The organism is Microbulbifer maximicatervae (SeqCode) (assembly GCF_052467305.1).
On the sequence record NZ_CP174306.1, the window covers coordinates 2955033 to 2968454 of the forward strand.

Consider the following 13422-nt stretch of genomic DNA (forward strand, 5'->3'; position numbering starts at 1 on the left):
CCAGGCTACAAAGTAAAGTTAGGAGATGGGCGCTTATAATTGGATTTGTGCTTGTAATGACGGGTTTGGTAATGGGATAGGTGCTCAAAATATGGGGTTATATCATATTCAAGCCCCCACTCACTCGCCAATTCGTCTCGATATTCATCAGGTTCAACAAGTTGAGGGATCGAAGGTTTTAGCTTCTCTGAGAATTGTAATAGTTTTTCACGCTCCTCATGACAAAGGACATTAAAGCCAGCAAAAAACTCTGCGAGGTAACCTACAACGAGCTGGCTTTTCTGGTCTAATTTTCTAGCCCAAGCCACTTCCGGAACAAACCCCTCATGCCAAGATACAAGGGCGATCAAAACCATATCCTCAGGGCGAGAGTTGATCAAGCCACTTTTCGCCACACGATCCAAAGCTTGATAGACTTGTTGCTTATTTACCATAGTCTTAGCTGCTCAACTCGCCGATGAATATAGTCAATACTTCCTTTGATTGTTGTTGTATTGCCAACATAATAGTCAGCAGCTTCATTGGCACGCTTCAAAAATTCGTTTATTGACAGTTTTTTTAACCTAATTAATGTTAGGATGTCTTCAATATCCTGCTCCCCAAAACGCCCTAGTTTTGATACCGCTAAATCAGCGGGGGTCACAACATAAAGCCAGAGTGGTGAAGGACGCATTCTGGTTGCCAACTGTATTGCATCCTCTTGATAGTCCTCGTGCAGTGGTCCAAGAGTCGGGGTAAATGTATTATCATAAAAGAGTCGAAGTTTTGCTCCTTGAGTGCTGTAGACGACTGGAGAAATATTAAATTTCAATTCAGATTTCTTAACATGACGAGCCGCAGAAAATTCAACATCTATATCACCACTTCCTCGAGAATTAGTTAAAATGTGCATTGCGCAACCGCCAAAAACATAAGCTTTAATACTGCCTGGGGGTATATTCCCTTTGGAAAAATCATTTTCTGCTCGATTAAAAAATTCTAATACAGCCTTCGCCAATGGCGTATTCAGGTAAAGCTCAATACTCATTTTCCTTCCCTGTTCCTGAGAACATAAATTTACTAGTCTACGCTTAACACTTTATTAACCTTAAAGCGGCCTATATTTAGTCGCTAGGATATAGCTATACCCCCTAATCCTTGTCGATGTAAAGCACGCACTTTATCTTTATCTACAGCAGGCCTTCAACCAACTTTCACGTCTGTAGCCTTAGCCTCAAGTCGCCTCCCATTAGTACGCTCTAGTATTCGTTGTCGGTCTGCTTGGGCTATGTCTGATAAACCATGTGTGTCAATTTGCCCATTGTACCTTCTGTGCTGATTCCATTGAGCCAACCATACCGCTATCGCCTCGCATGATCAAATTGTGATCAGCCAGGGGGAGGGTGCGACGAAACCTAACCTGATACCTACCTCTTGACTGCTAGCAAGCCCAGAAAAGATGAAATACACGACTTCAAGGCTATTCTTTCAATTTATGGGTGTCCTGGATTCGCTCAACCAACCTGAATACCGAAGCTGCCCGCCAGCATTTATTGTTGCCGACCAGCTGGATCAGGGCCATTACCTCGCTTCTGAATCGACACTTTATCGAGTTTTACGAGAGCACGGTCAGGTTCACCGCCGAGGCCGGCAGAAGGCACCAGAGAAAAAGCGAGCAGCGACCACACACAAAGCCTCAGAACCAAATTGCCTGTGGTCTTGGGATATCTCGTGGCTGCCAGGGCCGGCATGCGGAACCTGGTACTACCTTTACCTGGCCATGGATGTTTACAGCCGGAAAATCGTCGGCCATGAAGTGTATGAGCGTGAGACAGGAGAGCTAGCTCGTGAGTTTATCGAGAAAGCCTACTGGCGGGAGCACCTGGCTACCAAGAAGAAGCCACTTGTACTGCACTCTGATAATGGCAGCCCCATGAAGGCGGCGACCTTCCTGGAGAAACTGTACGACCTTGGCATAACGCCCTCGAACAGCCGTCCCCGGGTGAGTAACGACAATGCCTACTCAGAGTCATTGTTCAAGACGCTGAAGTTTCGGCCGGGCTTCCCGGTAAATGGCTTCAAAACAATCGATGAAGCTCGGAACTGGGTACTGACGTTTGTACGGTGGTACAACACCGAACATCGCCACAGTGGCTTGAACTACGTGACACCTGAGCAGCGCCATAATGGCGAAGCTCACGAGATACTGATCCAGCGCAAAGCGGTGCTTGAGGCCGCGAAGGCCAAGAACCCTCGCCGCTGGTCAGGAGAAACCAGAAACATCAGCTTGCCGGAATCAGTAACTCTGAATCCGGAAAAGGCGGTAAATTGTTAAATAGCTGATGCCTTAAACGCGACAACTACGTTGACAGATACCGCTACTCCAAACATTCGATAGCACGATTACCGGTTTTATATCCAAAAATTGGGCTACCTACAGACTGAACACAGACCCTCTGCATTCCCCCCCTTTTTTCCTAAATTAGAGAGAAAAAGCTACCAGATCTGGTGCTTGCCACGTAAATGACACTACCCTCCAATCTTTGGGGGCCAATCTTTGGGTGTCCTGGATTACTGGCTATTTATGGGTGTCCTAGATTATTGACTAGATTATTGCCATGGGTGTCCTAGATTATTGCCACCTACAACCTGAACACAGACCCTCTGCATTCCCCCCCTTTTTTTTCCTAAATTAGAGAGAAAAAGCTACCAGAGCTGGTGCTTGCCACGTAACTGACACTACCCTCCAATCTTTGGCCAATCTTTGGGTGTCCTGGATTGCTTGGCGGGCTGATCTGTGGGTGCTCAATGGGCTACCCATCGCGCAACTGACCCCGCTCTCTAATCTTTGGATGTCCTGAATTACATAAATATATCCCTGTAGCTAACACTGCCAACAGCGCATTTAAGCCTCCGTCTGGCTGGCTGTTTTAGGTTTGCAGAAATATAAAGGGGTTTGAAGTAACGGGATATTTAAACGAGCACAGGAAGACTGAACAAACTCGCGCCAATAAGGCCAAACATGATAGCCTACATTTTCTTCCGAGAATGCCAGAACACTGGCCTTACTAAGTTTGACTTCAGATTTATATATAGCATTATATGTTGCAGTTATCTCAAAAATTGGGTCTGACTCTTTATTTTCCTTATTTTCCTTATTTTCCTTATTTTCCTTATTTTCCTTATTTTCCTCAATAGAACGAACACCAACCGAATAAAAGAAATTATATTCCCACCATGTTTTTTCGTCAGAACTAACAGAGCTCTCTTTTACCTTGTCAACCCCCCTAAAACTCTGTATCTCAGATTTTATATCTTTAACTTCTGATGGCTCTTTATTTTCATTCAAAGACACAAAAGAACTACGCTGAATCACAGCCTCTATGCGTAACGAGCTTTTAGCTATTTCAAAAGAATCTGCCATTTACGCTACCCCTTTCCAAATCCGCTCATCTGTGCAATCTATAACATTTGAACTTTCTCTTACTTCAGATTTAGGTTGAACAAAATCAATATCGCCTGTTATATACTGAATATCTGCTTTTAAGAAATCAATAAATTGGGACTCCCAGCTTTCAATATCTATACTTCCTTTAATATCATCAAAAGATTCTTCAACCGGCATTTTTATTTTAGGCTTAAAACCAAGAACATAACAGACATCAGAAAAAGAACCCAAAGTCATATTTCTTGAACCGCTTAATATCTGAGTAACATAAGAACGAGATTTTCCTAATCTTCGGGCAAGTTCTTTTTTACTTACACCCATATCTTCCATAATGACAAGGAGGTCTTCAGTTACATTGTAAATAAGCTCTTCACGACAAAATGCTCTTTCTTCCGCTTTACTTAAACTCTCATCATGATCGAAAAACATGTCCTTAGGATTCATCTTAATTGCCCTCTTTTTCCTTCCACTTATCCCCAACTATCTTAGTATCACTAGCCTTAAGTTTTTTGTAGTCCTTATATACATAATGACTAATAAAGTATGTTTGAGGATACTTTTCAGAAAGCCAACAGTATCCTCTGATCGGTATCCTCTTTAACGCATAAAACTTTTTCGAAATCTTGTGTCCAGTTTTACTGGGTAACTCACCCTCCTGCCGAAAGTTCTCCTTTGACATACGCTCACCATTTGCAAGCCTTTTAATTTGAAGAATCATCGCTCTCTCAAAAGACTTAGCTTTTGCTTTCGGGAGGTGGGCAAGGGCCGCCTTGAAGCTCTGAATGGCTCCACTACAATGGATTACCTTAAATCGTCGCCCGTTATAACTTTCTTCAATACTAGACACTGCATCCTCTCTGTTAACATATATGTTAACTTTCCGACATTATCAACATTGAGAGGGTGAAAATCAACCAAAAATATGACAATTGAGCACGGTGAGGAGTAATGTCTATTAAGTACTTATTGTGATTGCTACTTATAAAATAGGTCTAAGCTAAAGCACTAATTTCTACTATTAAATCAGCACGCTATGAACATATAGAGTCAGATAACAAACGGGAGGAGCGCTCACCCAAAATTGAAAATTTAAAGTTAACTTATTGATTTTAAAGATTTTTTCAAAAACTTAGAGATAACTGCTACAGCGCCTGAAAGCCCCTATATCTGCATCTGCACGGCCAGCTCAGTCCATCGCACCACACTACCATCATCATCCGCCTCTGACCAACACATGATACGGCGGGAAAGCTGGGGGATGAGGGGTTGCAGCTGGCGATGGAGCTACCCTGATGACAACCATGCGCCATGGCGATATATGTGGGCTTTTGCCCGATGAGCACATCATCGAGGCGGGAATTTGTAAGAGGGTAGAAAAGCCTATCAACCAGCGCAATAATGAGGAGCGCCCGGTTTATTTGCGGCTCACCTTCTCAAGGCACCCAGGGCTGCGGCAGATAATCAATCGAGCCAGGGAGTTTCCACTCAAGAATTATCTATGCCCCTTTGCAATTTCCTACACTCCAAAGAAGCGCCAGTCGAGAGCAAAGGAAGATGAACATTGGTACCAACTCTCCAACCAATTCAGAGAGATGAACGATAGGGCTGGAGTTCGCAGCGACCCGCCCAACAAAGTGCACCCAACCGTCCATGAAATCCGACCCCTACCCTCTCACCTGTTAGATAAGTCGGGCCACGGCCATGAAGATATCGCTAAAATCTGCGGCCACACTGACGTGTAAATTGCCGACAATTTCTATCTAGCTGGGCATGAGAGAAACTACGTGGAAGCACCCAAGGTAAACCCCGCTATCTTTCAACCTGTAACCCTTAATTAGCCTCTGTAACCCGCGAATATCGCTCACTCTTACTGCTAGTTGCAACACTAACCATGAGAACCTTGGATCATAATGATCCCATATGGGGCACCCACAAAAAAACCCGCTAAAAAGCGGGTTTCTTGGCCGTTGCTATGCAACGATATATATGGTCGGAGCGGCCGGATTTGAACCGACGACCACCACACCCCCAGTGTGGTGCGCTACCAGGCTGCGCTACGCTCCGATTTTGAAAAATCGCTCACTTCGCTAAGTGATTGATTTTTAAAGACATCGTGTCTCGATGTGGCGTGAATCATACCTGAGTGCGGCTGGATTGCAAGCCCAGGTTTACAGTTTTTTATAAATTATTTTTCCCTTCCAGCAGGGCCACCACGTCCTTTAGTTCTGCGATCACTTCGGGCAGTACTTGTTGAAGCTGTACCACCTCTGCCCTCTCGCTGCCAGTTTCGATCTGCTGGCGGGCTCCACCAATGGTATAGCCCTCTTCGTACAGAAGCGCACGGATCTGGCGGATCATGATGACATCTTGGTGCTGGTAGTAACGGCGGTTGCCGCGACGCTTGACGGGTTTCAGCTGGGGGAATTCCTGCTCCCAATAACGCAGGACATGGGGTTTAACGGCGCATAGTTCGCTCACTTCACCAATGGTGAAATATCGCTTACCGGGGATTGCAGGTAGCTGAGCGTTATTGCTCGGTTCCAGCATGCTCTTCTACTCGTGTCTTGAGTTTTTGCCCAGGTTTGAAGGTAACTACTCTGCGGGCCGAGATAGGGATTTCTTCGCCGGTCTTGGGGTTGCGACCGGGACGCTGGCTTTTATCGCGCAGGTCGAAATTGCCAAAGCCCGAGAGCTTGACCTGCTCGTTGGTTTCCAACGCATTGCGGATCTCCTCGAAGAAATATTCGACGATCTCTTTCGCTTCGCGCTTGTTAAAGCCCAGCTCTTCGTACAGTTTCTCGGCGAGCCCGGCCTTGGTCAGTGCCTCTGTCATTGGATCCTACCAATTGATTCAGAGGCGTCGACTCCAGATCGGAAGCGGCCCAAACCGCGGCGGCTTTCAACCCGGTAGCAGACGCTCTCGGGGTGCAATTCAGCCTGCACCCGAGAGCATCATGCTCTACTAGCGCAGACTAGCGTTATATTTTTCTTCTAGTTTTCCGACCACCGCATCTATAGCGGCATTGATTTCGTCGTCATTAAGGGTGCGTGACGAATGCTGAAACGTCAACCCCAAAGCGACACTTTTTCTATTTAAATCAATACCTTTGCCTTGGTAGACATCAAATATCTTGAGGTCCGTCAAGGTTTCACCTGCAACTTCGACAGCAGTTTCCACCAGACTGGCGGCAGGAACCTCTGCATCAATCAACAGGGCCAGATCGCGGCGTACTTCCGGGAATTTGGACAGCGGACGGAAAGCGGGGGTTTTACCCTCGCCGATCGCTTCCAGGCTCAGTTCAAATACGAACGCGGGCTTGGACAGGTCCAACTTCTTCTGCAACTGCGGGTGCAGGGCTCCAATAACCCCTACTTCGCGGTCGCCGCGCATAATCTTGGCGGTTTGCCCGGGGTGCAGCGCGGGGTGTTGGCCAGCAACAAAGCGGAACTCATCGGCTACACCGGTGCGAGCCAACAGGGCTTCTACATCGGCTTTCACATCGAAGAAGTCCACGGCGTCTTTGCTGCCAGTCCAGTTTTCTGCGTAACGGCTGCCGTAAGCGAGACCGGCAATCATTTGCTCCTGGTGCAATTCTGCACCCGGCACAAAGCGCAGCCCAGTTTCAAACAGGCGCACGCGGTTTTGCTGGCGATTCAGGTTGTACTGCAACGCTTTGCACAGGCCCGGCAATAAGGTGGTGCGCATAACCGCCAGCTCGGCGCTGATCGGGTTTTGCAGGGCCACCGGATCGGCTTCCGGATCAAACAGCGCGGCGCTGTCGCTATCGATAAAGCTGAAGGTAATCGCTTCGTAGTAACCACGGCTCAGCAGGGTTTGCTCCAGGTTGTCCTGGGCAATGGTGCTCTCCGGGCGCGGGGCAATTTTCAGCTCGGCGGTAAAGCTTTCGCTGGGGATACGGTTGTAGCCGTATACACGGGCCAGCTCTTCCAGCAGGTCTGCTTCGATGGCGATATCGAAACGGAAGCTGGGGGCGAGGAAGGTCCAGCCTTCGTCGTTCTGGTCGATTTTTTCCAGGCCCAGACGGGTGAGAATATCGACGATTTCGTCATCGGCCAGTTTGATGCCCAGGCCTAACTCTACTTTCGCACGGCGCAGGGTAATGTGGCGCTCGGCGGGCATAATTTCAGTCAGCTCACGCACGTGTACCGGGCCGGGTTCACCGCCAACGATATCCAGCAGCAGCTGGGTAGCGCGCTCCACTGCTTTCTCTTGCAGGTGGTAGTCCACGCCGCGTTCGAAACGGTGGGAGGAGTCGGTGTGCAGGCCGTAAGAGCGAGCCTTGCCGGCAATGGCCAGCGGGCTAAAGAAGGCGCTCTCCAGGAAGATATGCTGGGTGCCCGCTGTCACGGAGGAATCCAGGCCACCCATAATACCGGCCATCGCCAGAGGTTTTTCCTCATCGGCAATTACCAGGGTGCCCTCTTTCAGTTTGACTTCCTGGCCGTCCAGCAGGGTCAGCTCTTCACCGGCTTCTGCCATACGCACTTTGATGCCGCCGGAGAGTTTCTCCAGGTCGAAGGCGTGCATGGGTTGGCCCAGTTCCAGTAGTACGTAGTTGGTAACGTCCACTACCGGATCGATACTGCGCAGGCCGCTGCGACGCAGGCGCTCTTGCATCCACAGAGGCGTTACCGCTTTGATATCGATATTGCGAATCACACGACCTACGTAGCGCGGGCAGGCGGCTTCGGCCAGCAGGGATACGGGCATGCTCTCGTCGATCTGCTGGGGTACCGGAGCAACTTCCGGGCCCTGAACGGCGCAGCGGTTCAATACACCCACTTCGCGAGCAATACCGGCAACACCGAGGCAGTCGGAACGGTTCGGGGTGAGATCCACTTCGATGGTCTCATCATCCAGCTGCAAGTATTCGCGCAGATCGGTACCGGTGGGTGCGTCTTCTGGCAGCTCCCAAATACCGTCATTGTCTTCGCCCAGTTCCAGTTCGGTCTGTGCGCAGAGCATACCGAAGCTCTCTACACCACGGAGCTTGGCTTTCTTGATTTTAAAATCGCCCGGCAGCTTGGCGCCTACCAGGGCAAAAGGAATTTTGATTCCGGTGCGCGCATTGGGAGCACCGCATACAACCTGCATTTCACCGTCGGGGTGGCCTGCCACTTTACACACGCGCAGCTTGTCCGCATCCGGGTGCTGTTCACAGGCGACAATCTCACCGACAACCACTCCGGAGAAATCGCCCGCAACTTTTTCTATACCGTCCACTTCCAGGCCGGCCATGGTGATTTGGTCGGCCAGTTCCTGCGTGGTGAGTTCCGGGTTTACCCATTCCCGCAACCAGGAGTTGCTGATTTTCATAGTTGATCTCTTTCTGTATTCCGTCAGCGCAACTTGGTGCGCATTTCGCCTGGGGCTATTTCGCCTCCCAGGCCTCCACAATTCGACTGCTGTTGCGAAGGGCCATTGCCATTCGCGCTGCCACTTGGCTTAGAACTGTTTCAAGAAGCGCAGATCGTTATCGAAGAACAAGCGCAGGTCGTTGACGCCGTAGCGCAGCATGGCGAGGCGCTCGATACCGATACCGAAGGCAAAGCCGGAGTATTTTTCGCTGTCGATATCGCAGGCGGCGAAGACGTTCGGGTGCACCATGCCGCAGCCGAGAATCTCCAGCCAGCCGGTGCCGGAACATACGCGGCAGCCTTCACCGGAACAGGCGGTACACTGGATGTCCGCTTCTGCGGAAGGCTCGGTGAACGGGAAGTAAGACGGACGGAAACGCACCGGTACTTCCGCTTCGAAGAAGGCGCGCAGGAATTGGTCGATGGTGCCTTTCAGGTGGGCGAAGCTGATGTTCTCGCCGATTACCAGGCCTTCTACCTGGTGGAACATGGGCGAGTGGGTGACATCGGAGTCGCAGCGGTATACGCGGCCCGGGCAGATAATGCGCAGCGGTGGAGATTTTTTCTCCATGGTGCGGATCTGCACTGAGGAGGTGTGGGTTCTCAGTACGGTGGTGGGGTCCACGTAGAAGGTGTCATGCATCGCGCGCGCGGGGTGGTGCGCGGGAATATTCAACGCTTCGAAGTTGTAGTAGTCCTGTTCGACTTCCGGGCCGTTTTCAACGGAGAAGCCAATGCTCGCAAAGAATTCTTCCACGCGCTTTAAGGTGCGCGTAATGGGGTGGGCATTGCCCTGCTCTTCGCCGCGCCCCGGCAGAGTGACATCAATGGTCTCTTCGGCCAACTTCGCGTTGATGGCGGCCTGCTCCAGCATATTGCGGCGCGCGTTAATTTTTTCCTGAACCTGCTGCTTGGCTTCGTTGATCTTGGCACCCGCCGCCGGACGCTCCTCAGCCGACAGCTTGCCAAGGCCTTTCAGCAGTGCCGTCAGCTGGCCCTTTTTGCCCAGGTAATCAACACGCACCTGATCCAGTGCGGCGAGGCCATCGGCCTTCTCCACCAGCTCCATAGCCTGCTCGGTGAGGGACTGCAAATCTTGCATCGAACTGTTCCCGTTTGAATCCAACTTCGATTAATTTTTTCTGCTTTGTTCGGCCGGTACTTTCTGTACCGGAGGGAATTTCCCCAGGCACCGCCACCGGTAAAAAATAGCGGAAACTCCATAAAAAAATAGGGAAGGGCCACTACAGCCCTTCCCTATTTTGAGTATTCAGTTTTACAACTGAAATGACAGCTTACGCTGCCAGGGCTGCCTTAGCTTTTTCAACTACGGCAGCAAAAGCGACTTTATCGTAAACAGCCAGATCAGCCAGTACACGGCGATCCAGTGCGATGTCCGCTTTTTTCAGACCTGCGATCAGGCGGCTGTAGCTCAGGCCTTCAGCACGGGACTGGGCGTTAATACGAGTAATCCACAGAGCGCGGAAGTTACGCTTTTTAACGCGACGGTCACGGTATGCGTACTGACCAGCTTTAATTACTGCCTGCTTGGCAACGCGGAATACGCGTGAACGCGCACCGTAGTAACCTTTAGCCTGCTTCAGAATCTTCTTGTGACGACGACGCGCCTCTACACCACGTTTTACACGGGCCATACTTCTATCCTCTTAAACCTTTGCGATTTGGGCCAATTACTTGGCGCGCAGCATACGATCGACCAGTCCAGCATCAGACTTGTTCATAGTCTGGGTGCCACGCAGCTGACGCTTGCGCTTGGTGGTCATCTTGGTGAGGATGTGGCTCTTGTTAGCGTGCTTGTGCTTGTAGCCCGCAGCCGTCTTCTTGAAGCGCTTGGCAGCGCCACTGTGAGTCTTTGCTTTCGGCATTTTGTACTCCAAAGTTAATATTCGCCTGTAAAACAGGCACCTTTAGTAACTGCCGACAACCGAAGTTACCGGCACTGCGAGAGTGGGGAGGCAGCCGTCGCCCAACCACTTCTCAAAGGAGGTCCCGGGAATGACTTCCCCAGACCTCACTTTTTCTTTTTGAGCGGAGCAATCACCATCAGCATTTGACGACCTTCCATTTTCGGTCGCTGCTCTACGGTGCCCAGCTCTTCAAGGTCCTTTTCGATGCGCTGCATCATTTCCATGCCCAGCTCTTGGTGAGCCATTTCGCGGCCACGGAAACGCAGGGATACTTTGGCCTTGTCACCCGCTTCCAGGAAGCGGGCCAGGTTGCGCAGCTTGATCTGGTAGTCACCGACATCGGTGCCCGGGCGGAATTTCATTTCCTTGATCTGCTGCTGCTTCTGCTTCTTCTTGGCGGCATTCTTAGCTTTTTTAGCTTCGAATACGTGCTTGCCGTAGTCCATGATCTTACAGACTATCGGCGTGGAGTCCGAGGCAATTTCAACGAGATCCAAGCTAGCTTTCTGTGCAGCTTCCAGCGCTTCATCCAGGGAGACAATGCCTACCTGTTCGCCATCAGCGCCTATCAGGCGGATTTCTGACGCTTCAATCTGATCGTTTATGCGGGCCTTTTTGGACCGTCCCTTAGTGTCTCGTTTAATAGCTATGGTCTCCCAGTTGCCAAGTTGTTATGCATTATCTTCTGTCAAACGACCGCGACGATTCACGTCTTGCTCGAGGATCTCGAGGAATGACTCATACGTCATTGTACCAAGATCTTCACCGCTACGGGTACGTACTGCCACGGTTTGACTTTCTACTTCCTTATCGCCAATTACCAATAGATAAGGAACACGCTGAAGCGTGTGCTCGCGGATTTTAAAGCCGATCTTCTCGTTTCTCAAGTCAGCTGTGGCGCGGTATTGCAGCTCACCCAAACGATCTTGCAAATTGCGACAATATTCGGCCTGGCGATCGGTGATATTCATGATCGCCACCTGCTGCGGCGCGAGCCAGGTGGGGAACGCACCTTCGTAGTGCTCGATCAGGATTCCGATAAAGCGCTCGAAGGAACCCAGGGCTGCGCGGTGCAGCATTACCGGGGACTGGCGCGAGCCATCTTCCGCTACAAACTGGGCATCCAGGCGGCCCGGCATGGAGAAATCCACCTGAATAGTACCGCACTGCCATACGCGGCCGAGACAGTCTTTCAGGGAGAATTCGATCTTCGGTCCGTAGAAGGCGCCTTCGCCCGGCAGCTCTTCCCACGGCAGGCCAGCGGCATCCAGTGCGTCGGCCAGGGCTTTCTCAGCCTTATCCCAGCTCTCATCGGAACCTACGCGCTTCTCCGGGCGAGTGGAGAGACGGTAGATAACGTCCTGGAAGCCGAAATCCTTATAAACGGAGTGCAGCAGATCCATAAAGTCAGAAACTTCTGACTGGATCTGATCTTCGCTACAGAAGATATGGCCATCATCCTGCACAAAGCCGCGCACGCGCATCAGGCCGTGCAGGGAACCGGAGGGCTCGCTGCGGTGACAGGAGCCAAACTCAGCCAGACGCAACGGCAGGTCGCGGTAGCTGCGCAGGCCCTGGTTGAATACCTGTACGTGACAAGGGCAGTTCATCGGTTTAATGGCGAACTGACGCTCTTCACTGGTCAGGGTGAACATGTCATCGCCAAACTTATCGGCGTGACCGGACTTGCGCCACAGGCTGAAATCTACCAGCTGCGGAGTCTTGATTTCTTTGTAGCCGAATTCGCGCTGGCGGCGACGCATGTACTGCTCGATAGTGCTGTAAATGGTCCAGCCGTTCGGGTGCCAGAACACCATGCCGGGCGCCTCTTCCTGGATATGGAAAAGGTCAAATTTCTTCGCCAACTTGCGGTGATCGCGCTTTTCTGCCTCTTCGATACGACGCAGGTAAGCTTTCAATTCTTTTTTGTTGGCCCAGGCAGTGCCGTAAACACGGGTCAACATTTCATTGTTGGAATCGCCACGCCAGTAGGCACCGGCCACTTTGGTCAGTTTGAACGCTTTCAACCTGCCAGTGGAAGGTACGTGGGGACCGCGACACAAGTCTTCAAAGTCGCCCTGGCGGTAGAGAGAAATATCTTCATCACTGGGGATGCTGTCGATAATCTCAGCCTTGTACTCTTCGCCCATCTCGCGGAAATATTTCACCGCTTCTTTGCGCGGCATCAGGCGGCGGCTGACAGTGATGTCTTCTTTGGCCAGCACTTCCATACGCTCTTCGATCTTCTCGAGATCTTCTGGCGTAAACTGACGTTCGTAGGCGAAATCGTAGTAGAAGCCATCATCGATAACCGGGCCAATGGTGACCTGGGCTGTCGGGTACAGCTGTTTAACTGCTTGTGCCAGCAAGTGCGCTGCGGAGTGACGGATCACTTCCAGGCCTTCAGGCTGACGATCAGTAATAATTGCCAGATTTACGTCGGTATCAATAACGTAACTGGTATCGACTTCCTTGCCGTCTACAACGCCAGCAAGTGCGGCTTTTGCCAAACCTGGGCCGATATCAGCGGCTACATCGTGTACGGAAACCGGAGCAGAAAATTCTCGACGGGAACCATCGGGGAGAGTAACAACGGGCATTGTTTATCCTTTGTTCTCAGTGGCGATCCCTACCAAAGACCGCATGAAACTATCCATGAATTTATTCATGGAACTCTTGATCGGGATG

Annotated in this window: 15 protein-coding genes and 1 tRNA gene; 2 read left to right on the forward strand and 14 right to left on the reverse strand. The window is 50.7% G+C overall.

What is annotated here, in order from left to right; all coding sequences use genetic code 11:
• Positions 1-5 precede the first annotated feature (5 nt).
• Both ACJJI4_RS12960 and ACJJI4_RS12965 read right to left on the reverse strand, forming a co-directional pair.
• Positions 6-434 (reverse strand): hypothetical protein, encoded by a 429-nt coding sequence (locus tag ACJJI4_RS12960; RefSeq protein WP_444925425.1) that lies wholly within the window; start codon positions 432-434, stop codon positions 6-8.
• Positions 428-1027: a DUF6036 family nucleotidyltransferase gene (locus ACJJI4_RS12965; protein WP_444925426.1), complete on the reverse strand. Its 600-nt coding sequence runs from the start codon at positions 1025-1027 to the stop codon at positions 428-430. The genes ACJJI4_RS12960 and ACJJI4_RS12965 overlap by 7 nt, the downstream gene beginning before the upstream one ends.
• A 411-nt stretch (positions 1028-1438) precedes the next feature.
• Here ACJJI4_RS12965 and ACJJI4_RS12970 point away from each other — a divergent pair, with 411 nt between their 5' ends.
• Complete coding sequence (locus tag ACJJI4_RS12970) at positions 1439-2314, forward strand: IS3 family transposase (RefSeq protein ID WP_444925427.1); 876 nt, start codon at positions 1439-1441, stop codon at positions 2312-2314.
• Positions 2315-2884: 570 nt separating this feature from the next.
• Here ACJJI4_RS12970 and ACJJI4_RS12975 read toward each other — a convergent pair.
• From ACJJI4_RS12975 to ACJJI4_RS12985, 3 genes are read right to left on the reverse strand one after another with little or no spacing between them, the layout of a single operon-like run.
• Positions 2885-3403, reverse strand: coding sequence for a hypothetical protein (locus tag ACJJI4_RS12975; protein ID WP_444925428.1), 519 nt, complete (start codon positions 3401-3403; stop codon positions 2885-2887).
• A complete protein-coding gene (locus ACJJI4_RS12980) occupies positions 3404-3871 on the reverse strand; it encodes a helix-turn-helix transcriptional regulator (protein WP_444925429.1) in 468 nt (155 codons plus the stop codon).
• 1 nt (position 3872) lies between these two features.
• The gene (locus ACJJI4_RS12985) at positions 3873-4274 is read right to left on the reverse strand and encodes a hypothetical protein (protein ID WP_444925430.1); all 402 of its coding nucleotides are present in this window, start codon (positions 4272-4274) and stop codon (positions 3873-3875) included.
• Positions 4275-4719: 445 nt separating this feature from the next.
• Here ACJJI4_RS12985 and ACJJI4_RS12990 point away from each other — a divergent pair, with 445 nt between their 5' ends.
• Positions 4720-5169, forward strand: a complete 450-nt coding sequence (locus tag ACJJI4_RS12990) for a hypothetical protein (protein ID WP_444925431.1) — start codon at positions 4720-4722, stop codon at positions 5167-5169.
• A 245-nt stretch (positions 5170-5414) separates the two neighbouring features.
• Here the strand turns inward: ACJJI4_RS12990 and ACJJI4_RS12995 are convergent.
• The 9 genes from ACJJI4_RS12995 to thrS all read right to left on the reverse strand — a co-directional run bounded on the left by ACJJI4_RS12995 (position 5415) and on the right by thrS (position 13334).
• Positions 5415-5491 (reverse strand) — tRNA-Pro (locus ACJJI4_RS12995).
• A gap of 114 nt (positions 5492-5605) precedes the next feature.
• Positions 5606-5974, reverse strand: a complete 369-nt coding sequence (locus ACJJI4_RS13000) for a MerR family transcriptional regulator (RefSeq protein WP_108733836.1) — start codon at positions 5972-5974, stop codon at positions 5606-5608.
• Positions 5955-6260, reverse strand: a complete 306-nt coding sequence (gene ihfA, locus ACJJI4_RS13005; protein WP_226648095.1) for an integration host factor subunit alpha — start codon at positions 6258-6260, stop codon at positions 5955-5957. The genes ACJJI4_RS13000 and ihfA overlap by 20 nt, the downstream gene beginning before the upstream one ends.
• Before the next feature lie 129 nt (positions 6261-6389).
• Positions 6390-8765: a phenylalanine--tRNA ligase subunit beta gene (gene pheT, locus ACJJI4_RS13010; protein WP_444925432.1), complete on the reverse strand. Its 2376-nt coding sequence runs from the start codon at positions 8763-8765 to the stop codon at positions 6390-6392.
• Between the two features lie 129 nt (positions 8766-8894).
• Positions 8895-9908: a phenylalanine--tRNA ligase subunit alpha gene (gene pheS / locus ACJJI4_RS13015; RefSeq protein WP_108733839.1), complete on the reverse strand. Its 1014-nt coding sequence runs from the start codon at positions 9906-9908 to the stop codon at positions 8895-8897.
• 193 nt (positions 9909-10101) lie between these two features.
• On the reverse strand, positions 10102-10461 hold the full coding sequence (gene rplT, locus ACJJI4_RS13020) for a 50S ribosomal protein L20 (protein ID WP_108733840.1): 360 nt from the start codon (positions 10459-10461) through the stop codon (positions 10102-10104).
• A 36-nt stretch (positions 10462-10497) separates the two neighbouring features.
• Positions 10498-10692 (reverse strand): 50S ribosomal protein L35, encoded by a 195-nt coding sequence (gene rpmI / locus ACJJI4_RS13025; RefSeq protein ID WP_020413351.1) that lies wholly within the window; start codon positions 10690-10692, stop codon positions 10498-10500.
• 146 nt (positions 10693-10838) lie between these two features.
• Positions 10839-11384, reverse strand: coding sequence for a translation initiation factor IF-3 (gene infC, locus ACJJI4_RS13030; RefSeq protein WP_444898242.1), 546 nt, complete (start codon positions 11382-11384; stop codon positions 10839-10841).
• A 21-nt stretch (positions 11385-11405) separates the two neighbouring features.
• On the reverse strand, positions 11406-13334 hold the full coding sequence (gene thrS, locus ACJJI4_RS13035) for a threonine--tRNA ligase (protein WP_444925433.1): 1929 nt from the start codon (positions 13332-13334) through the stop codon (positions 11406-11408).
• Positions 13335-13422 lie beyond the last annotated feature (88 nt).